Source organism: Xanthocytophaga agilis (assembly GCF_030068605.1).
Classification (GTDB): domain Bacteria; phylum Bacteroidota; class Bacteroidia; order Cytophagales; family 172606-1; genus Xanthocytophaga; species Xanthocytophaga agilis.
In genome coordinates this window covers 114199-140729 of record NZ_JASJOU010000006.1, presented here as the reverse complement: position 1 = coordinate 140729, position 26531 = coordinate 114199, and the positions used below count along the sequence as shown (strand labels likewise).

25 protein-coding genes and 1 tRNA gene are annotated in these 26531 nt (G+C 37.3%); 14 read left to right on the top strand and 12 right to left on the bottom strand.

The genetic code is table 11. The annotated features are described in order from the left end of the window. Positions 1-11: 11 nt before the first annotated feature. On the bottom strand, positions 12-839 hold the full coding sequence (locus tag QNI22_RS18670) for an aminotransferase class IV (protein ID WP_314512957.1): 828 nt from the start codon (positions 837-839) through the stop codon (positions 12-14). A 258-nt stretch (positions 840-1097) separates the two neighbouring features. Between QNI22_RS18670 and QNI22_RS18665 the strand changes: the two genes are divergently transcribed. Next, positions 1098-2564, top strand: a complete 1467-nt coding sequence (locus QNI22_RS18665) for a TolC family protein (RefSeq protein WP_314512955.1) — start codon at positions 1098-1100, stop codon at positions 2562-2564. A 72-nt stretch (positions 2565-2636) separates the two neighbouring features. Next, positions 2637-4028, top strand: a complete 1392-nt coding sequence (locus tag QNI22_RS18660) for an efflux RND transporter periplasmic adaptor subunit (RefSeq protein WP_314512953.1) — start codon at positions 2637-2639, stop codon at positions 4026-4028. A 68-nt stretch (positions 4029-4096) separates the two neighbouring features. On the opposite strand, the gene QNI22_RS18655 is transcribed toward QNI22_RS18660, so the two are convergent. Next, on the bottom strand, positions 4097-4870 hold the full coding sequence (locus QNI22_RS18655; RefSeq protein ID WP_314512952.1) for a DUF2490 domain-containing protein: 774 nt from the start codon (positions 4868-4870) through the stop codon (positions 4097-4099). Between the two features lie 564 nt (positions 4871-5434). Here QNI22_RS18655 and QNI22_RS18650 point away from each other — a divergent pair. From QNI22_RS18650 to QNI22_RS18640, 3 genes are all read left to right on the top strand, one after another. Further along, positions 5435-6193, top strand: coding sequence for a M48 family metalloprotease (locus QNI22_RS18650; protein ID WP_314512950.1), 759 nt, complete (start codon positions 5435-5437; stop codon positions 6191-6193). A 143-nt stretch (positions 6194-6336) separates the two neighbouring features. Further along, positions 6337-8469 (top strand): xanthine dehydrogenase family protein molybdopterin-binding subunit, encoded by a 2133-nt coding sequence (locus QNI22_RS18645; RefSeq protein ID WP_314512948.1) that lies wholly within the window; start codon positions 6337-6339, stop codon positions 8467-8469. Positions 8470-8593: 124 nt separating this feature from the next. Next, positions 8594-9928, top strand: coding sequence for a GntP family permease (locus QNI22_RS18640; RefSeq protein WP_314512946.1), 1335 nt, complete (start codon positions 8594-8596; stop codon positions 9926-9928). Positions 9929-10030: 102 nt separating this feature from the next. On the opposite strand, the gene QNI22_RS18635 is transcribed toward QNI22_RS18640, so the two are convergent. After that, the gene (locus tag QNI22_RS18635; protein WP_314512944.1) at positions 10031-10390 is read right to left on the bottom strand and encodes a hypothetical protein; all 360 of its coding nucleotides are present in this window, start codon (positions 10388-10390) and stop codon (positions 10031-10033) included. Positions 10391-10558: 168 nt separating this feature from the next. On the opposite strand from QNI22_RS18635, the gene QNI22_RS18630 reads away from it, so the two are divergent. The 6 genes from QNI22_RS18630 (at position 10559) to QNI22_RS18605 (ending at position 15373) form a co-directional block, all read left to right on the top strand. Then, the gene (locus QNI22_RS18630) at positions 10559-10846 is read left to right on the top strand and encodes a hypothetical protein (RefSeq protein WP_314512942.1); all 288 of its coding nucleotides are present in this window, start codon (positions 10559-10561) and stop codon (positions 10844-10846) included. Between the two features lie 64 nt (positions 10847-10910). Further along, on the top strand, positions 10911-11549 hold the full coding sequence (locus QNI22_RS18625; protein ID WP_314512940.1) for an NAD(P)H-binding protein: 639 nt from the start codon (positions 10911-10913) through the stop codon (positions 11547-11549). A gap of 546 nt (positions 11550-12095) precedes the next feature. Beyond that, the gene (locus QNI22_RS18620; RefSeq protein WP_313992124.1) at positions 12096-12917 is read left to right on the top strand and encodes an alpha/beta fold hydrolase; all 822 of its coding nucleotides are present in this window, start codon (positions 12096-12098) and stop codon (positions 12915-12917) included. Positions 12918-13208: 291 nt separating this feature from the next. After that, complete coding sequence (locus QNI22_RS18615; RefSeq protein ID WP_314512938.1) at positions 13209-13661, top strand: nuclear transport factor 2 family protein; 453 nt, start codon at positions 13209-13211, stop codon at positions 13659-13661. 102 nt (positions 13662-13763) lie between these two features. Continuing rightward, positions 13764-14726: a helix-turn-helix domain-containing protein gene (locus tag QNI22_RS18610; protein WP_314512935.1), complete on the top strand. Its 963-nt coding sequence runs from the start codon at positions 13764-13766 to the stop codon at positions 14724-14726. Between the two features lie 233 nt (positions 14727-14959). Beyond that, positions 14960-15373 carry a hypothetical protein gene (locus tag QNI22_RS18605; RefSeq protein WP_314512934.1) on the top strand — a complete coding sequence of 138 codons (414 nt, stop codon included), beginning with the start codon at positions 14960-14962 and terminating at the stop codon, positions 15371-15373. 12 nt (positions 15374-15385) lie between these two features. Here the strand turns inward: QNI22_RS18605 and QNI22_RS18600 are convergent, their stop codons facing one another. Then, entirely contained in the window at positions 15386-16297 is a 912-nt protein-coding gene (locus QNI22_RS18600; protein ID WP_314512932.1) for a helix-turn-helix domain-containing protein, read from the bottom strand. Positions 16298-16454: 157 nt separating this feature from the next. Further along, positions 16455-17270: an SDR family oxidoreductase gene (locus tag QNI22_RS18595; protein ID WP_314512929.1), complete on the bottom strand. Its 816-nt coding sequence runs from the start codon at positions 17268-17270 to the stop codon at positions 16455-16457. 217 nt (positions 17271-17487) lie between these two features. Here QNI22_RS18595 and QNI22_RS18590 point away from each other — a divergent pair, with 217 nt between their 5' ends. Both QNI22_RS18590 and QNI22_RS18585 read left to right on the top strand, forming a co-directional pair. Beyond that, positions 17488-18354: an AraC family transcriptional regulator gene (locus QNI22_RS18590; RefSeq protein ID WP_314512927.1), complete on the top strand. Its 867-nt coding sequence runs from the start codon at positions 17488-17490 to the stop codon at positions 18352-18354. 80 nt (positions 18355-18434) lie between these two features. Beyond that, positions 18435-19547: an FAD-dependent monooxygenase gene (locus QNI22_RS18585; RefSeq protein ID WP_314512924.1), complete on the top strand. Its 1113-nt coding sequence runs from the start codon at positions 18435-18437 to the stop codon at positions 19545-19547. A gap of 64 nt (positions 19548-19611) precedes the next feature. Here QNI22_RS18585 and QNI22_RS18580 read toward each other — a convergent pair whose 3' ends face one another. Next, positions 19612-20409: a 2OG-Fe(II) oxygenase family protein gene (locus QNI22_RS18580; RefSeq protein ID WP_314512922.1), complete on the bottom strand. Its 798-nt coding sequence runs from the start codon at positions 20407-20409 to the stop codon at positions 19612-19614. Positions 20410-20426: 17 nt separating this feature from the next. Continuing rightward, the gene (locus QNI22_RS18575) at positions 20427-21659 is read right to left on the bottom strand and encodes a hypothetical protein (RefSeq protein WP_314512921.1); all 1233 of its coding nucleotides are present in this window, start codon (positions 21657-21659) and stop codon (positions 20427-20429) included. A gap of 258 nt (positions 21660-21917) precedes the next feature. Between QNI22_RS18575 and QNI22_RS18570 the strand changes: the two genes are divergently transcribed. Then, complete coding sequence (locus tag QNI22_RS18570) at positions 21918-22412, top strand: hypothetical protein (RefSeq protein ID WP_314512919.1); 495 nt, start codon at positions 21918-21920, stop codon at positions 22410-22412. Between the two features lie 47 nt (positions 22413-22459). On the opposite strand, the gene QNI22_RS18565 is transcribed toward QNI22_RS18570, so the two are convergent. The 5 genes from QNI22_RS18565 to QNI22_RS18545 all read right to left on the bottom strand — a co-directional run bounded on the left by QNI22_RS18565 (position 22460) and on the right by QNI22_RS18545 (position 25876). Next, a complete protein-coding gene (locus tag QNI22_RS18565; protein ID WP_314512917.1) occupies positions 22460-23038 on the bottom strand; it encodes a hypothetical protein in 579 nt (192 codons plus the stop codon). A gap of 478 nt (positions 23039-23516) precedes the next feature. After that, positions 23517-23858 (bottom strand): hypothetical protein, encoded by a 342-nt coding sequence (locus QNI22_RS18560; protein WP_314512916.1) that lies wholly within the window; start codon positions 23856-23858, stop codon positions 23517-23519. Between the two features lie 209 nt (positions 23859-24067). Next, positions 24068-24155 (bottom strand) — tRNA-Ser (locus QNI22_RS18555). A gap of 186 nt (positions 24156-24341) precedes the next feature. Continuing rightward, on the bottom strand, positions 24342-25304 hold the full coding sequence (locus QNI22_RS18550; RefSeq protein ID WP_314512914.1) for a YihY/virulence factor BrkB family protein: 963 nt from the start codon (positions 25302-25304) through the stop codon (positions 24342-24344). Positions 25305-25468: 164 nt separating this feature from the next. Beyond that, positions 25469-25876, bottom strand: a complete 408-nt coding sequence (locus QNI22_RS18545; RefSeq protein ID WP_314512912.1) for an acyl-CoA thioesterase — start codon at positions 25874-25876, stop codon at positions 25469-25471. Positions 25877-26531: the final 655 nt, after the last annotated feature.

The window sequence follows — 26531 nt, the reverse complement described above, 5'->3', positions numbered from 1 at the left end:
ACTCGCAAACTTTACTGGTTTCCTGACAATAACCATGAAAACCAATCTGTTAATGGAGTATCTGTATGAAATGATACTCCATTAATTTCTTTTACTAATTGAATACCTGCAACATTACAGGTAAAAACTGTATCAGCAGTTAATAAGGTTTCTTTGTAAAATAAGCCTTCCTTTACTTTTTCAAACCTCAAAGCAGCTTCTTTCAGAACATTTTTTCTCATAATACCTGCAATACATCCACTCTCCAAACCAGACGTATACAAAACATTTCCCTTAATCCAGAAAATATTGGAAGCTACACATTCTGCTATATGCCCATATACATCTATCAAAATAACGTCATCTACACCTGCATTTTTACGGGCAATACCTGCCATTACATAAGGTAAAGCGGAACTGGTTTTATAGGGTGACAAAATAGAATGATGTAATCGGATATCCTCATAAAAGATAAGTCTATTCTTTATAGAAATACTAGGACGTGTAAGAGGAAGGGCGGTTAGCAAAAAATCAATTTCATTCGATTCAGGTGTATATAATCCTCCTGGCTTACGCCACACCTGAAGCCGTAATCGGGCATCATGAGGCAATCCGACCAATTCACACAATTGCATGATCTCCCTTTGCAGATAATCTAGAGAAAAGCCCGCAGGTACGTTCATCTGAAGCGTATTCATCCCATCCAAAAGCCTCTCGCAATGGTCTTTTAAAAAAGAAATTCTTTTATTCTGCACAATTATTGTTTCAAACAAACCATCTCCATATCGAAAGGCTCTGTTATCCAAATTGTCAGAGATATTCTCCATCTCTACCACCATAAAATTAAATACTGCCTTCATGGAATCATTTCACCATTTATCATTATTTTTTTCAGACAAAACCTGCATATACGTAATATTGCTCAAGTCCCTACAGAAAAAATCAAACTTTTTTACTGGCAGAGAATGTCCGGAAACGAACACAGGTGTTCAATTATGAACAACCAGCTCGACACAACCAACTGGTAATCAATAAAATAGGATTTTGGCATAAACTTAGGAAAATAGCTTCCGGACACCAAAACTATCATCTTTATGAAATCTCTGAAAACTTTACCTATGAAAACGTTAAAAAAAGCTGCTTTAACTGGCTTACTAGCCTTAAGTATAAGCAGCATACAAGCTCAAAGCCAAGCTCAAAAACAGGTCAACAATGATGACATCTGGTCATTGCGTGAAGCAGTGGATTACGCTATGCAAAATAGCATCACAATTAAGAAAAGTGAACTTCAGGCAAGAACAAGTGAGGTAACATACTTCCAATCTAAAATGGCATTCTTACCGACTATAACAGGTAATGGATCTCTTCAATGGAACTTTGGTCGATATGTTGATCCAACAACCAACCAATTCGTTAATCAGACTACACAAACGGGTAATTATGGTATCTCTGGTAACGTTCTCTTATTTCAGGGTGGGCAACAGATACATGCATACAAACAAAATCAACGATTATATCAGGCAACCCAGGAAGACATTGAACAATCCAAATACAATGTAAGTCTTAATGTGGCATTGTATTATTTACAAGTGTTGCAAAATCAGGAGTTAGTTGCAGCAGCAACCAGCCAGCTTGAAGTAAGTCGTTTACAAGTGGAGCGTACGGATAAACTGGTGAAGGCAGGCTCACTTCCACAAACTAACCTTTTTGACCTGCAAGCTCAATTAGCGAATGATCAACTAAGTTTAACTACTGCCGAAAATAACCTTCGACTAGCAAAGTTAAATCTGATGCAGGCGATGAATCTTCCAGCACAGGATAACTTTGAAGTTGAAAAGATTGAGCTTCCAGATCCAACTATCAATCCATATCCACAAACAGCTGCCAACATTTATGATGAAGCGCTTAGAACTCAACCTAGTATTAAAGCAGCAGACATCCGTGTTGAAAGCAGTAAGTATTCGATTATGTCTGCACGTGGGTATTTATTCCCTCGATTATATTTGTCTGCAGGGTTGAATACATACTACTCAAGTGGTCAATCCAAATATGTTAAAACAGGAGAAGTATATCCTACAATAGGTAATGTTACTGTAGATGGAGTACCTTATACTGTAACTTCTATTCAAAAATCAACAACCTATACTCAGGAAAAATACAGCTTTGGCTCACAAATAAGTGATAACTTAGGTCAATATGTAGGTTTTAGTTTATCTATTCCAATTATCAATGGCTGGCAATATCGGAACAATATTAGCAAGACAATAGTACAACGTAAGTCTTATGAACTTGATGCACAAAGTACCCGTGTAACCCTACGTCAGAACATTGAACAGGCCTACAATGACCTCCGTGCTGCTTCATCTCAATACCAGGCAAACAGAGACCAGGTAGCAGCTCAGGATCTTTCGTTTAAATCAAACGAAGCTCGTTTTAGTGCAGGCCTTGCTAATTCATTAGACTATAATACATCAAAAAACAATCTGGCCAGAGCTCAGGCCAACCTGATCAACTCTAAATATACTTATTATTTCCGTGTGAAAATTCTTGATTTCTATCAGAACAAGCCGCTTACTTTTGAATAAAAAGAGTCAATAACTGATCCTTTACAAAATATATTAAATTGTTTACCATACTTACCTCTTATCTGTACCTCAATGGCAAAGAAGAAAACAAATCGCTTGTTAATTATTCTTGTTTCGGTAGTTGTATTACTTCTGGTGTTTGCTTTTGTTGGCAAAAAAGCCGGATGGATCGGCAAAGAAAAACCAACCGAAGTAGAACTAGCCAAAGCTAAGAAAACCGAAATCATTGAGAAGGTAAGTGCCTCTGGAAAAGTTCAACCAGAAGTAGAGGTAAAGATTAGTCCTGATGTATCAGGTGAGATCATAGAATTACCTGTCAATGAAGGAGACTCTGTAGTAAAAGGACAATTACTGGTTAGAATACGGCCTGATAACTATATTTCAGCGGTTGATCGTGCCCGAGCTACGGTCAATAATAACAAAGCAAGTCTGGCCCAATCAAATGTACAACTTTCACGGGCTAAGGTTCAGCTTGCTCAGGCAGAGATAGAGTACAAGAGAAATAAAGGGCTATTTGAGCAAAATGTTATTTCCAACACCGATTGGGTAACGGCAGAGACAAACTATAAAGCAGCTGTTGAAGATGTAAAAGCAGCAGAAGAACAGATCTCAGCAGCCAGATACCTGGTACAAAGTGCAGAAGCAGGATTACGGGATGCTCAGGAAAACCTTCGTAAAACAACCATCTATGCTCCGGTAAGTGGTACTATCTCTAAACTGGATGTAGAACTGGGCGAACGTGTGGTTGGTACATCTCAAATGGCTGGTACGGAAATGCTACGTATTGCGAACCTGAACAATATGGAAGTGCAGGCAGATGTAAATGAGAATGATATTGTGCGTGTACACTTGGGTGATACCGCTATTATAGAAGTAGACTCCTATACAAGTTTGAAGAAGAAGTTTAAAGGCATTGTAACAGAAATCGCCAATACAGCTAATGGGATGGCATCTTCTACAACACAATCAACTTCAACAGATGCTGTAACAGAGTTTCAGGTAAAGGTGCGGATTCTACAGGAATCATATAAGGAGTTGGTCAGTACAAAAAGTAAGTTATCTCCTTTCCGCCCTGGTATGACTGCCTCAGTTGAGATCCTCACAGCACGCAAATCAGGTGTGTTATCTGTACCATTGGCAGCAGTAACTACACGTACTCCAGATGGTAAGGCAGCTCCTTCTACTGCTTCTAATAATGATAACAATAATAATAACACAGAAACTACACCAAAGCCTGCAGCCACTCAGGAGCTTAAAGAAGTTGTATTTGTAAATAACAATGGTAAAGCAGAACTGAAAGAAGTAAAAACAGGTATCAGTGATTATGATAACATTGAGATTGTTAGTGGCTTAAAGGAAGGGGATGAAGTTGTATCAGGCCCTTATAATGTAATCGCCAAAAAACTGAATGCAAATGATCTGATTGCTACCAAAAAAGAGGAAAAAGATCCTAAAAAGAAATAAAGTAACGATCTAATAAAAAGAGAGCCCACTGTTTGTAAACAGTGGGCTCTCTTTTTATTACAGTACTCTTACAGTTTCTTTAAGATTTTGTTAACATCATCAATCACAATAAAGATCTGCAGTATATTATTCATGTCTGAGTTTTTAGAGCCATCTGTGAGGCGTTTTTGGGGTTGAAACTGATTTACATAACCTGCTTCAAGTCGAAACTGAGGAGTAAATTTGTAACCTAGGCCCACATACAAACGGTTCTGATCAAATATTTTCTCATGAATAACATTGGAGCCAATACCTATCATAATCTCATCGCTAGCAGCCAGGTAGAGAGTTTTTTCTTTCATCTGACGTTGAGTAAGGGGTATGAATACCCTTGTCATATAGCGTAGTCTTCCTTTACGTGTTGTATTATCCCACAGATTAGAATAGTAATCTTTTCCCTGAGAACCATCCGTGAGAAGTCTATTTCCAAAGAAGCGAAACTCATACCGAAAACGTTGTTCAAATATCACACGCCCTAAAGGATAAGAGAATAATACCTGAGTGGTTGTACGTAGTTCTGGTTCAAAGGTCGTTTTGTTATCAGCAGTAGGTCGCCAGGTACCCCACCAGCCAATAGGTGATAATGAAACACGAAAATATTTATTTGCTTGATATGCAATCCATGGACGAAACACCTGCTGATAAGCATGTGTAAACAATCCTGTACGTGTATCAGACACCTGATTATTTACTCTTTGAGACTCCAGATCATCGGAGATGCCTTGTGTGCGGTATTGATAATCTAACTGGAGGCGAACCTTACTGTTGATAGATCCGGAAATAGTGGTTTCACTCCAGAACATCTGGTTTATGTTGTAATGAGCAGATTGTGCCTGGCTAGAAATATTATGAAAACTTAATATAAGTCCTTGTATGAGAAGAAACTTAACAAATACGTAACAGTAACGCATGTAGTTTAATTAAAGCAGAGATGTTTCAATGGAGGTTTTACTCTACAAAAGTAAACTTCAAATATTACCTGGTAATAACTGCAATGTTTTGTTAATGTTAATTTATAAGTACATGTACTTACAAACTCATTGATTCGTTAACAATAAATTAACATTGAGTCCGCAAAAACTTAAAATAAACAGAAATATAATATTACATAACCAAAATCATACTTAATATGAACTGAGTGTTACTGTAGAATTACTGTAATACTATTAAGTAAATTATTATCCAAAGAAGACTTTATTCTCATATAGAGGATTCTCACTCTTTGGGCAGACGTTATTGACATACATTTAGAAAGGTAACTTTTGGCTTAACTTTCTTATCCCACCTGTCTATGTAATATCAGAGAGCAAATAACATTGTAAATCTGCCAGAATATATACTCTTTGCTAGCTATTAAATTGCATTGTATGTTCTGGAAGAAAAAACAAGAACTTAGTTGTCCGGTTACACCTGAAGATAAAGAGTGGATCGAAAACAATCTGGATTGGCTTGATCGCAACTTGGTTGAATTGGCAAACTTTCCAACTATTTTACCAACAAAGGATTTCTTTGACTGGACATTTACAGGTAAACAGGACGATGCCTTCTATGTATTGGCACGTATAGGGGAGTTGTGCAGTGTAAATGTATCACACATCCAACTAGACTTTATCAACGATCAGCTGGATTTTGGCAATGGATTGCTTACAGCTATTGAGAAAGGAGAAAACGGAATAGGCGGTTTGTATTTTGGAGATGAAGATGGTGAGGCCATTACTATAGAAAAGAAGCAACTTGATAACCCAGCTTCTTTAATTGCCGTTATGGCTCATGAGCTTAGTCATCATGTTTTGATAGGCCTACATGATATTGGTTATTCAGACGAAAAAGAGAATGAATATCTCACAGATTTAACAGCCATTGCCTATGGGTTTGGAATATTCCTCAGTAGCAATGCAACAGTTTATGAAGTAAGCTCTTCCCACTGGCGTATTGGAAAACAAGGATATCTGCCACCTCAGGTTATTGCCTATGCCATGGCAGTTATTCATTACTTTAAAGGAGAGATCAAAATCACACCTTCCTGGATAGAGCATCTGGACAAGAAAACAAAAAAATACTTTCTCCAAAGTCTGGATTATGTAAGAGTACATCCTCCAGCACCTACCGGTCATTTAAACTGGTAATACGCTATACACAAGTTATAAAATAAAACAGTATTATATTACTTTGTGTAAGTTATCAAGTATATTTACCAGGTTGTCATTCTTTTTTGCACATTCTTTCCTTTCTGGTTTTCTTATGTTGTATTACAGTTGTAGTCTAACATATGAAGAAAAAGAATCAAATAAACCGGAGAGATTTTTTGAAGGTTAGCACTTTGGCTGGTGGAGGTCTACTAGTATCCATACTATTGCCTCTAGCAATTAAAAACCACACATCGTCTTCTGTATTTTCTCCTCATGCATTCCTTCGCATTGATGAAGATAACTCTATACATATCATTTTATCCAAAGTAGAGATGGGGCAGGGTATATGCACTACCTTATCCATGCTGATTGCTGAGGAACTGGATTGCGATTGGCAGCATATAAAAATTACGCACAGTCCACCTGGTAAAAAAGAAGATTTTCAAAGGCCTCCTGTTGAACAAAGTACAGGAGGATCCAGCTCAACAACTTCCGAATTTGACAGATACAGGCAAGCGGGTGCTACAGCTCGTGTTATGTTGATACAAGCTGCTGCAAAAAAATGGAATGTTCAACCTGCAACCTGTAAAACAGAGAATGGGTATGTCATTTCAGGAACGAAACAGGTGAGTTATGGTCAATTGGCAGAAGACGCATCTAAGCTACCCATACCAACTGTTCAGTTACGTCCATCTAGTGAATGGAAATATATAGGCAAACCCCAAAAACGGCTGGATGCAGCTATCAAAGTAAACGGACAGGCCAAGTTCGGTATGGATATGCAATTTCCAAACTTGCTCACAGCAGTAGTAGCGCATGCGCCTGTTTTTGGAGGAAAGGTCAAATCATTTAATGCAGATGCAGCAAAAGCCATTCAGGGAGTACATGGAGTATTTCGGATTCCTACAGGTATTGCAGTTCTAGCCAGCAATTATTGGACAGCACAAAAAGCAAAAGAGACCCTTAAGATTGAATGGGATCTTGGTCCTAATGAGGAAATTGACAGTACTCAACTAATAGAAAAATATAGACAATTGGCAAAAACAAAAGGGAAAGTTGTTGTTCAGAAAGAAAGTAAAATAGCATTACCAAAAGCCAAGCATACTATTGAGGTAGAATATACATTCCCGTATCTGTCCCATTCCCCTATGGAGCCACTGAATTGTGCAGTGAAGATACAAGACAATCTCTGTGAAATATGGGCAGGAACTCAGTCTCCCTTATTACACCAGCAGGAAGTAGCCACTTTTTTACAATTACCGCCTGAACAGGTTTTGTTCCAGACTCCCTTTATTGGGGGCAGCTTTGGTAGAAGAGGTTCTTTTCAGGGCGACTGGGTAATGGAAGCTGTACAGATAGCTCAAGTAAGTGGTCAGTTTATCAAACTGGTCTGGTCACGGGAAGATGATATTCAGGGTGGTTATTACAGACCCGTTTATTTACATAAGGTACATGTTGAAACAGATGAAGCAGGAAATCCTATTTTCTGGAACCACAGCATTGTAGGTCAATCTCTTTTTGTCAATACACCACTGGAATCATGGATTGCTCCTAAAGGTATTGATTACAGTTCGATAGATGGCGTAAATGGTTCACCATATCTGGAAATAACGGCCAATCATTCCATTGAATTGCATACCACCAAAGTAGGTGTACCTGTGCTTCCCTGGCGTTCGGTTGGTAATACACATACGGCTTTTGTTTTAGAAACTATGATTGACCAACTGGCAGCACGCATCTCCCAAGACCCAGTGGAATATAGACGTATGTTATTAAAAAATTATCCTCGTCATCTAACTGCCCTTAACCTGGCTGCTGAAAAAGCCGGATGGTACATACCTTTACCCAAAGGTATTTTTCGGGGGGTAGCTGTGCATGCAGCTATGGGAAGTTATGTCTGCCAGATAGTGGAACTATCTGTACAAAACCAACAAATCAGGATACATCGGGTTGTATGTGCTATTGACTGCGGATTGGCAGTGAATCCGGACGGAGTATGTGCCCAAATGGAGAGTGGTATTATATATGGCCTCACGGCTGCATTATATGGTGAGATAACACTTGAAAAAGGGAGAGTAAAACAAAGTAATTTCCACGACTACCCAATACTTCGAATGAGTGAAACGCCCAAGATTGAGGTGTATATTGCCAACAGTACAGAAAAGATGGGGGGAGTCGGAGAACCTGGAGTACCACCTATTGCACCTGCGCTTGCCAATGCGATATTTGCAGCAACAGGCAAGCACATTCATACCCTACCCATACAATTATAAGTCTGGTAATTTGTTGAATGAACAAGTTCATTAATTTGGTAATCAACTATTTGCTTTGTAAGTAGTATTCTTATTTCTTTAATACACCATCTTATGTATCCAAGACTGCTAACTACAAAACCTAATGATGCATTCGTTACCGTATCTCATTGTATTACTCATTGTGGGAATCGGTTTGATTGTCGTACTTACAACACGCTACAAAGTACCTGCTTTTTTTGCGTTATTTCTTACCTGTCTGGTTGTTGGACTAGGAGCTAATATGCCATTAGATGAAACTGTTACAGTAATAAAAGATGGGTTTGGGAATATATTAAAATCCTTGGGTTTAATTATTGTGCTGGGTAGTACATTGGGATTAGTATTGGAACATACAGGCAGTACTACTGTAATGGCGACCTTCCTTTTACAAAAGATGGGCAATCGTTTTGCTCCCTTGGCAATGAGCATTACAGGCTTTATAGTGGGTTTGCCTATATTCTGTGATTCTGGTTATATTGTATTAAGCGGTCTCAATCACTCGATGGCAAAACGTGCAGGAGTCCCTATCTCTATAATGTCTGTTTCCTTAGCTACAGGTTTATATTCTGTTCATTGTCTAATACCTCCTCATCCAGGAAGTGCAGCCGCTGCAGCTACTCTTGGAGCTGACTTTGGCAAACTACTCTTAATAGGTATTCCAGTCGCTATTCCATCTATGATAGTTGGTAATTTATGGGCAATCTATTCGGGTAAACAATCAGCCTCTTTCACAGAGGAGATCATTGTAAATAGTGTAAAAGTAAAACCTACCCATCAACCTTCTCTTCTTGTAGCCTGTCTCCCTGTTTTTATCCCTATACTTTTAATTGGTATCAGGCCTTTTTTAAGCACAAAACTCTTAACATCCTATAGCTGGCTAAAGATGTTTTCTTATGTAGGTAATCCAATCATTGCCTTGCTACTTGGGATAGTTCTTGCCTTTATGGCTAAACGAAACTGGCTGAAGAACGAACTGGCTGAATTATTACATAAAGCAACCGAAAAAGCAGGAGAGATACTTGTGATTATTGGAATGGGAGGGGCTTTCGGCGCAATTTTAACTACTACTAAAATAGGAGAACACGTTAGTCAATCAATAGAATTGGACAGCATAGGTCTACTTTTTCCATTTATTCTTACTGCTGTTTTAAAGACTGCTCAGGGCTCGTCTACCGTTGCCATCATTACAGCAGCATCTATTGTCTTGCCACTATTACCTGCACTACATTTAAATAATGAAACAGGCAGATTAGTATGTGTACTTGCTATGGGAAGTGGCTCTATGATGATTTCTCATGCTAATGATGCATATTTCTGGGTAATTGCGAAATTCTCTGGCCTGGATATGCGTACTATGTTACGAAGTTATTCTGTTGCAACTATCCTTATGAGTATCACTACATTTCTGACTGTTTATCTGCTTTCCAAAGTATTATAACTTCAGTATGATACATCAAGCTATACAATCCAAAGAGCTGACAGGACATCAACTCTTTGGATTGTATAGCTTGATGTTCTGGCACTAATTACCAACACCGGATTATTTTTGATAGGCTCTATAATCGGTTAATAAATAGGTAGCTAATGCAATTCCGAAAGAAGCAAGAAAAAAACGACGCGCTTTTCCTTCTTTAAAAGCTCCTGTTATCCAGGGTAGCACTACCAATGCTGGCAAAACCGGAGTTTCTATCTGTTTATGAAGATGAAATGGTATAAGGCGTTTTAACCCCAAGGGATAGTTAGTAAATGAATTAATAACCCCTTGTGTAGCCGCAAAAGTATAACAAAGAGTCCGTGCAGATCCTTTCAAATTAAATATGTTGGGAGCTAATGCCTGCATGGCCACAAAACCATAATCGATAGCCCCATGTATTTTTGGTCCAATAGGTTTAGTATTCATAGTAATAAATGACTGATATATAGTATAACTTACTGATTCAAAATTTATGCTACTTACATAAAGATAATTCCTATAAAATAATCAGACCATATACTTAAAAAAAATAACCAACATTAGAATGCAGAAATCATTAGATGGACATATCTTAACTAAATTCTATAAAACTATATGGCTTCTCGAAATATAAATACATACTTTATTCTGGCAACACTTATTGCTATACTGCCAGTAGTAATTCCTTTTCTCATACAAAATATTGTAGAAACAGATGGAGCACTGTTGATGTTTTTAATGATTTACACCTGGCTTGCAGGAATTTTGTTGATGTTATTAGGAATTAGTGCCATTGCTCTCGCCCGAAAAGAAAAACACACTATATGGGTAGGTCTATCTATTCTGTCAGTAGGACTACTCAGGTCTGCGTATATTGTAAAAGAAGTATTCTTATCAATTTGATTGTGTATTTATAGAACAATTATCATAGCATAATCATCATTTGTAACAATAAATAAGTAGAAACATGAAAGCACTGATTATCGGAGCTACAGGGGCTACAGGAAAAGATCTTGTCAATGTCCTTCTGCAAGATCCTGTCTATACAGAAGTGATAGTATTTGTACGTCGTCCCATCGGAATGACAAATCCCAAATTATCGGAAATCCTCACTGATTTTGATAAACTGGAAGAAGTAGCTGGTTCTATTCAGGGAGATGTGTGGTTTTCTTGCTTGGGAACTACATTGAAAGATGCTGGTTCCAAAGAAAAACAATGGCATATTGATTATACGGTTCCTGCAACATTTGCTGAACTAGCGAAAAAGAACGGCATCCCTAAAGCTGTTTTACTTTCTGCCTACGGTGCTTCTCCATCCAGTAGCGTATTTTATTCTAAAATGAAAGGAGAACTGGAAGAGAAGATTGCCAGCCTTGCCTTTGATCAGTATATTATTTTTAAACCCGGGATGCTACTACGTAAAAACACAGACCGGCCAAGTGAACGTATTACAGCCAATGTTTTACGCTTCATGAATAAATTAGGCATAATTCGAAAATTTCGTCCGCTATCCACCTCCATATTAGCAGAGAAGCTGGCAAAAGCGCCCAAAGTACTACCTTCAGGAAAACATATTATAGAACTGGATAAAATCTTTGGATTTTAATATCTTCTATTGATTGCTCATTCAGTTTGAATCTTCATCTCGAACAATACTTGGTCTGATTAAAATAATCAAATCAATAAAAATACTCATCAAACAAGGCCTTTGTTCAATTTTTGCTATTTTGACCCAGAATATCCTATATCTCTGTTAAAATACTTATTCTCAAGATAAAGCATGATAAAGCATAGTAGGCTTTAGTTAGGTTGATTTTTTAAATTTCATATTGGAGAATAAGTAAAACAGTCTAATAAATTTACGAAATACCGTAAATTATTTTTTCAATACACACAGATAATTATTTAATAATCAAGCAATTGCAATTATGGTCTGGATTTAGCTATTCTATTCGATAGAAAGAAGACACTCTCTAATTATGCAATGTATTCGGGTTGTACCTGTGACAACAAATGACGTCGTTATCAGTCATAATGCTATCAGCCTAGTATTTTTTAGGATTCTGATTTTCTAAGACGTGTTCATATCAATATGAATCAAGTACCCTTAACAAGTATAATTTTTTCTTAACCATTTAACCAATTCATTACCATGAGTACACTAAAATTAAAAGACGGAACAGAACTGTATTACAAAGACTGGGGTACTGGTCAACCTATCGTTTTTCACCACGGCTGGCCATTGTCAAGTGATGACTGGGATGCACAAATGTTCTTCTTTTTCAAACAAGGATTCCGGGTAATTGCACATGATAGAAGAGGTCACGGACGTTCTACTCAAACTACATCCGGGCATGAGATGGACACATATGCTTCAGATGTAGCTCAACTGGTAGAAGCATTGGATTTGAAAAACGCGATACACGTAGGCCATTCAACTGGTGGGGGAGAAGTAATTCGCTATGTGAATAAATATGGCAAAGGTCGGGTTGCCAAAGCTGTTTTAGTCAGTGCTGTAACACCTAGTATGGTAAAAAGTCCTCAAAATCCGGATGGTGTTCCGATGAATGTTTTTGATGATATCCGTTTGCAGACTGCTACCAACAGACAACAATTTTTCAGAGATCTTACACTGCCATTCTATGGATATAATCGTGAAGGAGCAGTAGAAAAAGACGGCATTCGCTTAAACTGGTGGAGACAAGGTATGTCAGGCAGCATCCTGGCTCATTATGAATGTGTAAAAGCTTTCTCTGAGACTGATTTCACAGAAGATCTTAAAAATGTAGATGTTCCTGTTTTAGTATTGCATGGAGAAGATGACCAGATTGTTCCTTACCAAACCACTGCTTTACTAGCTGCCAAGCTACTGAAACATGGTAAGCTAATCACTTATCCAGGTTTCCCTCATGGAATGCCTACAACAGAAGCAGCAACTATAAATGCTGATATTCTGAACTTTATCAAGTCATAAGTAGGAATAGAATAGTTGCTGCATATATTGGATAGCTGATATGTGCAGCAACTTACATAGTCACAGTTATAAAGCAGCAACATAAAACTGGATTTGAGTTTTCTCCATATTTCCTCTTCCTCTTTCATATCTCAACGCTGAGGTAAAAAGCCTCCTGACAGCATAAAAAATAGAGCAATTTAAAAATTGATTGATTTTTAGAAATACCTGCTTGATTTTTTATAACGGCAGGGGTCGTTCTCATACTACTTTTGTATCACAAATAACAACAAAACATACAAAGTAACTATCATGAAAACGAAAGAACAAATCAGAACTCTTGCACAACAAGCTTTTAAAAATCACCTGGAATACCTGTCTTCAGGAAGAATTACTGAATGGGTAGACTTATTTACCAATGATGGTATATTAGAATTTCCTTATGGTCCAGCCGATTTTCCCAAACATGTAGAAGGAAAGCAAGCCTTATATGAGTATATGAAGAACTTCCCTGAACATTTTAAGGTACAATTTGAGAACCTGCATTTTCATGGAACTGAAGATCCTACACTTGTCATTGCAGAGTTTACCAGTAGTGGTCATGCCATTTCTACAGGCAAGCCTTACAATCAGAAGTATATCTCAGTGGTGACAACCAATGAGGATGGAGAAATCGTCAAATATGTAGACTTCTGGAATCCTATGGTAGCACTTGAAGCTATCAATGCCCCACTCGCAAGTTTTGTTGAAGGCAGTCATGCATAATGCCTGTTTTATGCAAACTGGGTGCAGGTGAATCTATAACCTCCACCCAGTATATTTTTATCCAACAGAATCCCTTCTCTAATAATTACTCATTACCCTTACATGAAATATTTGCGTAATTTTGTCCTTCTGAAAAGAATCTTTTCAAATCAAAATCTGAAGGACAAATTGGCTAAACCAGAAACAATAGAAGAATATTATGCAAATCGTCCATTTTTGTCTGCTGCAGAGGTAGACAGGAATGCCGCCCACTTTAATATCTTTCGTATAGGTGATCCGGATATTGAAGACATACAAGTTCCTTTTGGCCGCAAGGATTATTTCAAGATCTGCATTATTACAGGAAACAACCGTATACACTATGCAGATAAGACGTTTGAAGTATGTGAACACGGACTGTTATTTGCCAATCCACAAATCCCTTATAACTGGGAACCTCTTACGCCAAACCAACAAGGATTTAGTTGTATTTTTAATGAAGCTTTTTTTGAACGCTTTGGCAGAATAAAGGAATATCCGGTTTTCAAACCAGGAGGATTTCCTGTATATGAACTGACCACAGAAGAACTTTCAACTATTAAGGCCATTTTTGAGCAAATACTAAATGAGAAAAATGGTCAGTTTGAATTTAAGGACGATGCTATCAGAACACTGGTACTCCAATTGATTCATAGTGCCATTAAAATGCGTCCGGCAATCAATACTGTTCCAGAAAAAGTAACCGCAGCCAGCAGGATTACCTCATTGTTTTTAGAACTCCTTGAACGACAATTTCCTCTTGAGAGTGCTTCTTCAGAAATACAACTTCGTTCCGCATCTGATTTTGCAAATCAGATGGCAGTGCATGTCAACCATCTGAATAAGTCCGTAAAGGAAGTTACTGCAAAAACTACTTCCGAGATCATTATGCAGCGATTGTTGCAGGAAGCCAAAATCATGTTGAAGCATACATCCTGGCCTATATCAGATATTGCCTATGCACTTGGCTTTGAAGGTCCTACTCATTTCAGTACGTTCATTAAGCGACAATTACAATTGTCACCTTCTCAGTACCGCAATACATAATTTGGCTTTAGCAAAAAATCTTCTTGTCTCTTCTTAGTATACATTGGCTAAACTTTGCCATGCATTAAAAGCAAGGTAGTTTAGCTGTACTACTATCACCCTGCATCGTAAATACAAAAGGGGTATTTTTCCCGCATCCGCAGGGCATTTTCCCCGTTTCTGGTATCAGTAGTAGAAATCATCCACATCAAGTAGTATTTTTCCGAAGTAGTTTAGTATCAAAGCTTTTCCCTATGAAAACTGCCCCACTACTTGGAGTTATCGGATCTCTATTACTCTTCGTGAGTACCTTTATGCCTATTCTTACAGTTCCCCTTTATGGCAGTATTAATTACTTTCAGAATGGTTTAGGTTATGGAGTAGTTATAGCAGCGATTGCTATGATTGCGTTGATTCTGGCTATACTAAAAGAGAATTTGTTTCAGAGTGCAACGGCACTATCAGCTGTAATCGTGATAGGATACACTTACATAAACTTCCAACATGCCATAGATGCCTTACGAACTGAAATGCAAGTAAGGCTAGTGAGTAACCCTCTTCGTGGCCTGGCAGATGGTATGATTAAGGAAATCCAAATCGAATACGGCTTTGTCGTGATGGTGATTGGAGTTATACTATTATTTGTGGCAGGGATAGTTAGAGATTAAAAGAAATTTATTTCAATTCATACTCCTAAACTCTATAGGTGTTTTGCCAGTTTTTTGCTTGAAGAGTTTATTGAAATATTGAGGATAATCAAAGCCCAGTGCATAGGCTATCTCACCAACAGATTTATTAGTACTTAGCAGACTGTTTTTGGCTTCCTCAATCAGATAAAAATGTATGTGGTCCTGAGTGTTTTTTCCTGTTTCTTTTTTCAATAGATCACTCAGATAACCTGGAGATAAATTTACCTGATCTGCCAGGTATTTTACTGTCGGCAAACCCTTTTCACTTATGCTATTACCCTTAAAGTATTCACTCAAAATCTTTTCGATTTGAACAACTACAATATTATTGGAGTTTTTTCGGGTGATAAACTGTCTTCCATAAAACCGGGAACAATAATTTAAGAGCAATTCTATTGTGGAAACAATAATGGCCTGGCTATGGACATCAATATTTTCCTGTAATTCAGATTCAATTTTTACTACACAATCATATAAAGTCTGTTTTTCCTTTTCGGACAGATGAAGGGACTCTGATATTTCGTAAGAGAAAAAGCTATAATCCTTCATCTTGTCATTCAAAGAAGTAGCCCGAATTAAATCAGGATGAAAATATAATCCCCAACCCATCATAGTTGCAGATACTTCAATATCATCATCCATTTCTATGACTTGGTTAGGAGCCATACAAATCAGATTGCCCTCTTGAAAATCAACAGTTTTACGTCCATACTTTATATTATTTTTGCTATAATTTTTGAACATAACCGCATAAAAATCAGATGAAATTTTCTTCTTATCATGTACATGTTCAGGTAAGTTACTGAGATCTACAACAGCTATCAAAGGATGCTTGAGAGTCTGGTTTAACTCGAATAATTTGAGTAAATCAGAAATGGTTTGTAAATGGAAAAACTGATTCATAAAGTATCGGTACTGATTGTAGATAGATGATATAAATATATTCTCTTTTTTGGTAAAAGTCAGACTACCACAATTTTCAAAGAACCTCTTAGTATAAAATGTAGGGACAGGAGCTATGGATATCTTACTATGTGGCTCCTTTCCCTACATGTAAAAATCAAAATCCAAATTGGGTTTTCACAGCTTCTCTAAAGGCTTTATCATCTAATTGGCTCCTGTTTGAGATCATCACTTTAGCATCCTCTCCAGCTGTGTATCGCAACTGATCAGTTCCATCTGTAGCCGCTTCATAAATTACATTGGCGACCACACTGGCCGATGAAGGGTTTTGAAATAAAATTGCCATTCCTGCCAATGTTTTTTCAACTAAAGATTGATATTCGGTAAGGCTTGCCTCATTGCTAAAGTCAAACGAACGCCCTGAAAAATCAGTAGCAATAGCACCTGGCTCAACGATTTTTACTTTCCCACCAAACTCTTCAACTTCATAACTCAATGATTCAGATATACCTTCTACAGCAAACTTGGTTCCATGATACAAAGCACCAAACGGGAAGCTCATTTTACCACCAATAGACGAGATATTAATGATGACACCACTTTTGTTTTGGCGAAAATGGGGGAGAAGTGCCTTTGTCACATCTAACAGCCCAATTACATTGGTGTTAAACTGACGAATGATTCTTTCCCTTGAAAAAGACTCCAGAGGACCGTATGCACCATAACCTGCATTGTTTAACAATACATCTATTTTGCCAAATTTTCGGACGCCCTCATTAACTGCATTTTCGATAGAATGTATATCCAGCACATCCAGTTTAGTAACCAATATGTTGTCTAACGTTGTCAGTTCTGTTTCGTTTTCAGGAGTGCGTAACGTAGCGATAACATTCCATCCTTTTGACTGAAATAACTTTGCAGTTTCTTTTCCAATACCACTGCTTGCACCCGTAATTAAGATTGTCTTTTTCATTTTTTTGAGGTTTTAATTATGATGTAAAAGTCTTGCAAAAAGGGTAGTGGGATATAATACTAATTCAGGGTAGTTGTATTCTTTTTGCGGATTGTGCCCATTTGGAAGGACAGTTACTTGTCATAATCGCCTATAGGAGAATTTTCAGGCTGCATTTATAAGTTTGTTAAACCTTATTCATTCATTAAAAACTATCTTTACCCAGTAACTTCAGAAGATGACAGCTAAAAAAATAAAATCCATTCCAGTAAACTCTATGGGAACCGACTTCGGTGAAGGAGTTGCGATTGAGAAGATATCTTTCCAGGATTTTGGTACTGTGGAAATTGAAAAAGCGACTCAGTCACACCGTGAGGATAGTCATTCTTTTTTCTTGCTTGAAGAAGGATCTGTTTCCATTGAAATTGATTTTCAAGAGTATACCATTAAATCTCCATCTATTATCTACATGCATCCAAACCAGGTACATCGTATACTGGCATTTGACAATGTAACCGTTAGCAGTTGGTCTATCAGTAATGAAAATCTGAATCCTGTGTACCTAACATTGTTAGAAGACATCACCCCTACAAAACCATTGCTATTAGAGAAAGAAACGTTTTCGGTTATTTCTGAGGCTGTAGCACTTAGCATAAAATTCACTGAACAGAAAAAGAATAAACTCTATCACTCATTACTGAAAGATAGTTGCAATGTATTGGTAGCATTGGTTGCCTCACACTATGTAGAGCAATCTACATCAACAGACAAACTTTCACGGTTTGATAGTGTCACCAAAGCATTTAAGAAGCTATTGGAACGTAATTATACCATAACCAAACGTCCGGCTTCTTATGCTGAAGAACTAAATATATCAACACCCTACCTAAACGAATGTGTCAGGAATACAACAGGCCATTCTGTTTCACATCACATCCAGCAACGGGTAGTGCTGGAAGCAAAGCGCTTGCTTTTTCATTCGGATAAATCAGTAAAAGAAATTGCCACAGAATTAGGCTATGACGACTACCCTTATTTTTCACGGCTATTTACTAAGGTTACCGGGATGACAGCGCTGGCTTTCCGAAACAAAAACCTCGATTAGTCCAATAGCTGCTCTGTATTGCCATTTTTTTCCCTGCTGTACGCTCTTTCTTTGCATTGTCAACTAAAATCATACAGACAATGAACTCATCAAAAGAAAAAAAGGTACTCGTTTCAGGTGCAAGCATAGCCGGACTTTCCACTGCATATTGGCTAAATAAACTGGGTTACTTTGTAACCGTAGTTGAAATTGCCAATGAACCCAGATTGGGTGGTACAGCCGTTGATTTTCGGGGAAAGACAGTTGATCTTGTGAAACGTATGGGGCTTTTCGAACAGTTACAATCACATGCATTGAATCTGGAACGGATAGAATTTAAGAATGCAGAGGATGTAACTGAGAACTCACTTTTGCTGAACAATGAAAAACATCTTAGTAATGAAATCGAAATTGAACGAACCCAGTTAGTGCGTATTTTACTGGATAGTGTACAAAATGATGTTGAGTTTATTTTTAACAACAGCGTTACTTCATTAATCGAAACAGAAGATGATATAAAAGTCACTTTTAAAAGTGGATCACAACAAGCATTTGATTTAGTAATTGGCTGTGATGGCACCCATTCGGGTATACGAAAAATCTGGTTTGGTGACGAAAGAGAATATACACATTTTCTGGAAGCCTACTTCTCTATCTCAATTGTGAATAAATCGCTAATTACTCCAAACACCATGCAATTTTATAATGTGCCGGGTAAGGCGTATATGCTGAATGCATACAAGGATAAAACGGATATTGTTTTTTCCTTCCTTTCAGAAAAAGAGATTCCCTATGACTATCGTAATACAGAGCAACAACGGCAAATAATTCTGCAACAATTTACAGGGCAAGGCTGGAGAACAGCAGAATTGTTGGAAGAGATAGCAAATTCAACGAATTTCTATTTTGACAAATTTTGTCAGATCAAAATGCCATCATGGACAAAAGGTAGAGTAGCACTGGTGGGTGATGCAGCCTATTGTGCTTCGCCTGCTGCGGGCATGGGAGGCTCACTCGCAGTGGAAGGAGCTACAGCACTGGCCGATGCGCTACAAAAACACAACGGAAATTTTGAATTAGCATTTCAGGACTACAATAAAAATTTACGCCCGTTTATTGAAGAAGTCCAGGCAGAAGCAGAATTTAATGTCAGAGAAAACTTTATTCCAAGAACAGAAGAAGCGATTCGCAAAAGAAACAGAGATGGCTTTTAACACATTTTCATTGCCCATACCATTATTGTTTGACCTGGTATGGGCAGTTAGAATTTATTACCTGTCAACTACTCTTTGGGACCATCCTGTCAGCTAAACTCAGCGTGTATGTTAGGTTTGGATAAACAAAATCTAAGCTTCGGTTCTCTTGTCCTCTTAACTTGAAAAATTCAGATTCTTGCTCCTGATTGGCTAGGTCTAGTAAATCACCCGTAGCAAAATAGGGTAAATTGTCATTGAATTGAATATAGGTCTTTGACGTTCGGAATGTAATCCCTAGCCATTTAATATCTGGTACAATTGGTTTTCCGTTTAGTGTTGGTTTTAGTATAATTTTATGTTGAAACTTAATGTTAGTCTCCGAAGAAAACAACACCACTGAATTATGAGTTAATTCAATTTCAGATTCTTCGTTTGTTATTTTGTCTTTGATCAGAAGCCTTCGTATGTTTTGCTCTGATAATTGGTCTGGTTGAGCATAACAGGAAAAAACGCCGATATAGGAGTCAGCAGCTAAATCCAGGCATTGGTCTGAATGATAGTTCATTTTAGCATAGGTACAATCATACACTTCTATTAATGCATTGTTAAAATGCTGTGTAGGTATATTAGGTACATTTTCCTTTATAATAGTATGGTTGATTGCCTCCACTATATTATGGTGAATAGCAGAAAAATTATGTGCAGGTATTGTGTATTTGGTAGTAGTTCTCACTATGGGTATACCCTTCGCTTCCACACGCACCAGATGGTTACCTACTCTGCCTTTTGCTACAGATTCAAATTCAATAGAATGAAATAACTCCTCGAACAGATTTCCGGTTAGAGGAAGTTCTATCTTATAAAATCCAGAATCAATCATTGTCCCTCTATCTGATGTTAATAAATAGGTTTTTCATAGTCCCCGGAGTTCATGCTGAAATGAATCTTCCCATATTCAATTAGTTTCTCTGATACATTCTCCTCATAATACGAATCCTTCAGATTCTGTTGTAATTCCGGGGTCATTTCCTCCAGCTTAATCAGACCTATATTTTCCTTTATATACACCTGGTCATTCATATACAAAGCCTCTGCATTGGAACACCGAACTACATACCCCATACGCGTCGGTATTTGATCAACACCTAAAGTAGAGGGTCTGATCTTGTGGGTATATAATCTATTTGTAGAAAGTGGAATTATAAACACTGAATTTGGATATAACGTAACACTGAATTCTTTTTCCAGTGTATCATCCGAGACTGAGCTTTTTAATTTGAAGTGTAACCTTGTTAACGCACTTGTCTGTTTATAACACAAATCATATCTGTCTGTAGTTGAACGTTTCAGGTGTTCGCTGGTAAGGTTATCATAGAAAGTGCAGAAGGCAATAAGTCCGTCTTTCGGCATATCCTTGGTTTTATCAGAATGTGCTTTAATTTTTGATTTAACCTCCTTTTCGGTATCAATCGTTTTCCTCTTATTTTCATAAATCTGCACTAACACATGGTTCAGTTCAGTTTCCTGCTCAAAAACATACCTGACCAAATCATTTAATAGATTGATAATTTTGTGGTCAGTAGCACGAAAGTTATCAGTAGGCCCGGTCAAATTACTGGAACATCTTAAAAGCCGATAATGCAGGATGGCATTTCCCTCTTTACTTTCTTCTTTTGTGATTTTGGTCAAATAAATTCCTTTTCGTAGAGCCTTAGATTGCTTATTTGACTCGGTTAATTCCTGAAACACATGTTCCGATTTGATCTTACTAAAGTAATCATCGTCTGCAAACAGGTTTCTAAAATAGACACCTGCATTGCTAACGATGATGGGAACCTCACCAAGTGTTATGATCCGGGCATTTTCATTTGTGTGATTTTCGTAATGAACAGATAGTTCTTTGATAATATATAAAGGGGTCTTCTTTTCAGTAAGCTTTTGTATATCACCGCATACATAAAGGCGTATATCGTTTCTTTCGACCAGATCGTCCGAAAAACTGTTTACCACTTTTCCACAAAAGGTATTGATCAAAGACTGAAGCTCAGAAATTGTATCCTGATCATTCTGTAAAACAAGAAGGATATTTTTGTCTTTGGAAATTTTATTTTCGATTTGCGATGTAGCCATTTTTGGTAAAGTTTATATGTCTTTAAAAATGAGGTTCGCACTTTTGTTTGAAGGGATTAGTTTCATTCCTAAAAAGACATTTTAGTGCTTAGTAGCAAAGCAAATAAAAAGGAGTGAGATTTAGTAATGAATCATGTCCATGACATTACATGATACATACCTTCGGGATTCTCTATTCTTTCGTTGGCTTTTGCCAAAAAGAGTCTGCTATGTTTGCTTAACAAATAAGAACAACTTAGTTATCCCATATAAAGTGATATGAAAAAGTCAGACCAATCCATACACAAAATTTGTATTGCTGCTATTGAACGGCATACAATGACCCCTTATAACTTTCAACTGACTGCTTTCTATGAAGACGGGAAATCAGCTAATCTGGAGGCTTTTAGTGAAATTACCTTAACGGAAACAGAATTACCGATATGCTCTACTTATATATCCATTGATCAATGGACTTTGTTAACTACACAAAGAATAATCAGCAAGGAAGGTGTAGTTGTACATGAACATACAATTGAAAGTTTCAAGCAAAAGTTTTCCGGAAACTTTAAAGGGTTAGGAGGGAAAAAAGTAGAGACGGGAAGGCTTGAATTACTAACCGGCGAAATCTGCCCTTATTATATAGAAACGGGTGCGGCGTCTATGGTAATGATTTACGGCATTCAAACCATCCAGCAGATCAATCCAAAATCCCAGATAGACCTAGAGGTAATGGAAAAGAGATATAAGAAAAGAGGATTCCTGGAAGGCTAATTCAGACCTAACCTTTTAGTAAAAAACTTTATGGATTGCCTGGGTACTTACTTTTTGGCTGCTTTGTAATGTTCATAATCCAGATACATTTCCAGGCATTGGGCTCCTTGTTTCATCTTGTTCCCTTGACGTTGTATAACATCACCATCATGGTTATCAACGTCCAGTTCAATTCGATATCTTACAGCTGTTCGATTCGCCAGAAACGTAAGTTGATCTTCCGTTAAAGGGCAGTAAATGATAATATTTCCACTTTTACTGTTTTTAACTTTTGCTACAGTTAAATTCATGACAGCACCATTATCCAGCTTTAAATAAAAGGTAGCCCCCTGATCTATAAAATATAGTCTTCCCAGATCACCAGAAAACAGGTCATTCCGTTGATATTTCAGGTATAAATAGGACCCATTCAGCCCAACAGTAAAATAGTCTGTCCCTGCCTCTATTATTTGTTTGCCAGTAAACTCATCTTTTTCATTTTTAAGATACTCGCATATAACTCCTTTCGGAGGCATCCATTTCTGCAGTGTAGAATCTGGCACTGATTTTTGTTCACCTTTATTTACTTCATCTTGTTGAACTATTGCGAAGGCAGGTAACATTAGAAAAAAAAGTAAAAATTTCATATAGTAATGTACTAATCTTTAACGAAAATTGTACTGTTCCCGAGCTAATTCTATGCCAATTAGTAAAATATGGATGTAACAAAGTTCATTTATTTCAAGTATCTGATTTTATGTTTCTCAGTAGGTAATTTTCTTGCATGGAAGCCTAATTTTATAATCTATTGATTTATATGCTGGCCTTTAAGACAAGACACAAAGGCTATATTTTGCTTTGGAAGGATTTTATGGCAACAAGAATAATAGAGAAATTTACATCAGGACATATTATAGGCAAAAATGTATAATATACACAAATTATCAGACTTTGTACAGGATAAAAGAAAGCAATTAGGTTTAACTCAGGAAGAATTTGCAGAAAGGCAGGTGTTGCTCTTACTGTAATCAGAAAGATTAAGAAAGGAAAACCTGAGTGTGTCAAAGATAAATCAGGTGGTTATATTTTAGACCTAATAAACACAAACCATATGACAAGGATTAATCAGTTAACCATCACATAAAGAAATCCGATAGCTATTACACCAGCAAATGCCATAATAATCCCCATCAACAGATTGGCATATCCAATATCCTTTTTCTGGTAATCATTGGTTTTAAATGCCATTACTACTCCTCTAACTGTAAAAAATAAACCAACACATGCGGAAGGAATCAAACTCATCAAAGAGATTGCAAAAAAGAACATCTTTGTCAAACCAAAGGTATTAGCATCAATCAGATATAGGACAAATAAAACTACAGGTGCCACGTAACTATACATTGCCCATTGATACTGTTTGGTTATTCTCTGTCTTGCAATCTGACTGCTCTTTACCTGATCCATTGTTGGTTATCTACGCTTATATTTGATTTCAATATCCTGAATGTTGAAGCTATGTATATAATGCACTCTTCACTTACTGAAAATGAATAGTCCATCTGCGTTTATATGCACCCTAAAAATACACTTTTGACATAAAAAAACAGGAGATAAACATATATGCTTATCTCCTGTTTTTTTATGTCTCGTGACAAACTGGTATCAGTAGTTAGTGGCGGAGAGAGAGGGATTCGAACCCCCGGAACCTCGCAGTTCAACGGTTTTCAAGACCGCCGCAATCGACCACTCTGCCATCTCTCCACCACAAAAGTACAAACACAATCTATTTCCGGCAAACTTTTCTAAAAAAAAATAATCTCACTACATACATACAACTGGTAATGAGATTATTACAACGAAAAACTTTTTATTATTTACCTACTACAACAGGAAAAGTAACCATTTTACTATTGCAATGCCTGCTTATATATGATCAAAAAAAGTGAATTATGTACTCTGCGCCTTGCGTTCTCTCCGTTTTATTTTAGCATGAATATCTCGTTGCACTTCGTCTATACAAGCATTGATCTCAAAGCCCAGTAGAATGATGAATGACAGCAGGAAGAACCATAACATCAAACCAATAAGAGTTCCGATAGACCCATAGAGGCGGTTATACGAAGCAAAGTTGCTGATGTAATAGGAGAAGAAGTGTGTGACCAGAATACACAAAACAGCAGCTGTAACAGAGCCAGTAGAAAAGAAACGCCAGCGTTTGTGAATGGCAGGCCCCCAATAATAGATAATGGAGATAGCGACAAAGAATAACGCAAAGGTGACACCATATTGCAAGCCGGAAATAAGAAACAGGGATACATCGTCATTGAGCAGTCCCCAGGCATCATGATTGACCAACCATTTTAATACTACGTTCCCGATAATCACTACTACCACAGCCATGACCAATGCAAATACCAGAAGTCCTGTTAGCCCCGTAGCAATCAAACGTGTTTTTAAGAAACTTCGCCGGTCAATAGTTCTATAGGCTCTGTTAAAGGCACCCATCAGAGACATCATACCATTGGTTGCAGCGTAAAAAGCCAGGACAAAACCCAAAGACAGCAATCCGCTGCGTGGACGGCTCACAATATCAATAATAGTGGCAGAAAGCTCTTTGTATACACTGGCAGGTAGCACCTGTCCCATCAATTCCAGGATCTGCGTATCCAGATGTTCTACAGGAATGTAAGGTATGAGTGTAAACAAAAAGATAATAGATGGAAAGACGGATAAGGTAAAGCTAAATGCAACGGCATTTGCACTAGGCCCTAAATCGTCCTTGTCAATCTCTTCTATAAGCTTTTTCAGTACTAACCAGAGAGGAGTTTGTCCATCCCGCAAATGAATCCGTGATAACCTCTGCTTTATTGGGACAAGCTTCCGAAATAAACGTCTTTTATACTTATTCACCTTTTTACAACAACTACCAGATGTAAAACAACAATTATAGATTCTCTATCTTTGACCTCACCCAACTCCCATACTATTTTCTATTGATCGGATCTTAAAAATAGCAGGTTTTCCCAATAAAAGGGAGATAATGTGAGGTATTCGTATAAATTACATAGAAATGTTTACTGAAGATAGGGTCTCAACTTTTGTACCAGATCTGTAGGAGCTTTGGTGATTTTATTTGAGTGTTTGTCTATAAACACCAGTGTAGTTTCTCCGGTATTTAGTAAGGTTCCTTCTTCATTGTAAATCTCATAACTGAATAACATCCGTACAGTGGGCATTGTTTTGATCAGCACTTTTACTGTTAATAAATCATCATACTTGGCAGGTTGATGGTAACGGGAGCTGTGCTCATATACTGGCAGCATTACACCTGAATCTTCCAGCTTTTTATAACTAAAGCCCAGACTACGCAGCGATTCTACTCGGCCTATTTCGTAATAACGGGCATAGTTGCCATAGTAAACATATCCCATCTGGTCAGTATCTGCATAGCAAACGCGTATTCTTTCTTCGTGTATATACATAGTTTTAGGTTAATACGCCCTGTCTGTAATTATTCAGACAGGTTTATATAATGAGTGGGCAAACTAAAAGGTTTTCCAAAGAAAAAGCAAAAGAGAGGAATGTAGCAAAGAAGAGATGCTGATCCATTTTTTGATAGTACAAATAGTTATACACAGCAAACCATTTGACCTGAACAATATGCATAAAAACTTGTACAGTAAATCCCGCTCAAAAAGAATTCTTGTGGTGAATTCAACGCATCGACAAATTTGTAGTGAACTCTAGGCAGATTATTTTTGATCATAAGAGTAGCAATTATTTTCTCATCTTACTACATGCATAGAAGAAACTGTAAATCTCACCTGAGCATAATTCAGTTTAACGCCTCGTTCAGCAGAAATCGACAAAGAAAAAACTATAGAAAGCTATATTCATATTATAAAAAAGAAAAAGCCAGAATACATCATGAACAATAAAATTCTATATTTTCCTTCTTTTATCTAAAAATGATATTACTATCCTTTGTTTTTTTAGTACATTAGCATTTAGAGTTAGTTCATAGGCAGAAATTGGATACAATCGTTTGGGGATTGCTTTTTCCATTGACAGCACATCATTTGGCAATGGGTATTCTGGTTCAAATTTACCACAACGGATCAGGGTTTGCTTAAGGTA

Bases quoted from the DNA above. Each gene is read 5' to 3' on its own strand.
- QNI22_RS18645 (WP_314512948.1), top strand. From the start codon at position 6,337: ATGAAGAAAAAGAATCAAATAAACCGGAGAGATTTTTTGAAGGTTAGC.
- QNI22_RS18655 (WP_314512952.1), bottom strand. From the start codon at position 4,870: ATGTTCTGGAGTGAAACCACTATTTCCGGATCTATCAACAGTAAGGTT.
- QNI22_RS18640 (WP_314512946.1), top strand. From the start codon at position 8,594: ATGATGCATTCGTTACCGTATCTCATTGTATTACTCATTGTGGGAATC.
- QNI22_RS18650 (WP_314512950.1), top strand. From the start codon at position 5,435: ATGTTCTGGAAGAAAAAACAAGAACTTAGTTGTCCGGTTACACCTGAA.
- QNI22_RS18625 (WP_314512940.1), top strand. From the start codon at position 10,911: ATGAAAGCACTGATTATCGGAGCTACAGGGGCTACAGGAAAAGATCTT.
- QNI22_RS18670 (WP_314512957.1), bottom strand. From the start codon at position 839: ATGAAGGCAGTATTTAATTTTATGGTGGTAGAGATGGAGAATATCTCT.
- QNI22_RS18630 (WP_314512942.1), top strand. From the start codon at position 10,559: ATGGCTTCTCGAAATATAAATACATACTTTATTCTGGCAACACTTATT.
- QNI22_RS18595 (WP_314512929.1), bottom strand. From the start codon at position 17,270: ATGAAAAAGACAATCTTAATTACGGGTGCAAGCAGTGGTATTGGAAAA.
- QNI22_RS18665 (WP_314512955.1), top strand. From the start codon at position 1,098: ATGAAAACGTTAAAAAAAGCTGCTTTAACTGGCTTACTAGCCTTAAGT.
- QNI22_RS18575 (WP_314512921.1), bottom strand. From the start codon at position 21,659: ATGGCTACATCGCAAATCGAAAATAAAATTTCCAAAGACAAAAATATC.
- QNI22_RS18590 (WP_314512927.1), top strand. From the start codon at position 17,488: ATGACAGCTAAAAAAATAAAATCCATTCCAGTAAACTCTATGGGAACC.
- QNI22_RS18585 (WP_314512924.1), top strand. From the start codon at position 18,435: ATGAACTCATCAAAAGAAAAAAAGGTACTCGTTTCAGGTGCAAGCATA.
- QNI22_RS18560 (WP_314512916.1), bottom strand. From the start codon at position 23,858: ATGGATCAGGTAAAGAGCAGTCAGATTGCAAGACAGAGAATAACCAAA.
- QNI22_RS18570 (WP_314512919.1), top strand. From the start codon at position 21,918: ATGAAAAAGTCAGACCAATCCATACACAAAATTTGTATTGCTGCTATT.
- QNI22_RS18580 (WP_314512922.1), bottom strand. From the start codon at position 20,409: ATGATTGATTCTGGATTTTATAAGATAGAACTTCCTCTAACCGGAAAT.
- QNI22_RS18565 (WP_314512917.1), bottom strand. From the start codon at position 23,038: ATGAAATTTTTACTTTTTTTTCTAATGTTACCTGCCTTCGCAATAGTT.
- QNI22_RS18660 (WP_314512953.1), top strand. From the start codon at position 2,637: ATGGCAAAGAAGAAAACAAATCGCTTGTTAATTATTCTTGTTTCGGTA.
- QNI22_RS18605 (WP_314512934.1), top strand. From the start codon at position 14,960: ATGAAAACTGCCCCACTACTTGGAGTTATCGGATCTCTATTACTCTTC.
- QNI22_RS18635 (WP_314512944.1), bottom strand. From the start codon at position 10,390: ATGAATACTAAACCTATTGGACCAAAAATACATGGGGCTATCGATTAT.
- QNI22_RS18545 (WP_314512912.1), bottom strand. From the start codon at position 25,876: ATGTATATACACGAAGAAAGAATACGCGTTTGCTATGCAGATACTGAC.
- QNI22_RS18600 (WP_314512932.1), bottom strand. From the start codon at position 16,297: ATGAATCAGTTTTTCCATTTACAAACCATTTCTGATTTACTCAAATTA.
- QNI22_RS18620 (WP_313992124.1), top strand. From the start codon at position 12,096: ATGAGTACACTAAAATTAAAAGACGGAACAGAACTGTATTACAAAGAC.
- QNI22_RS18610 (WP_314512935.1), top strand. From the start codon at position 13,764: ATGAAATATTTGCGTAATTTTGTCCTTCTGAAAAGAATCTTTTCAAAT.
- QNI22_RS18615 (WP_314512938.1), top strand. From the start codon at position 13,209: ATGAAAACGAAAGAACAAATCAGAACTCTTGCACAACAAGCTTTTAAA.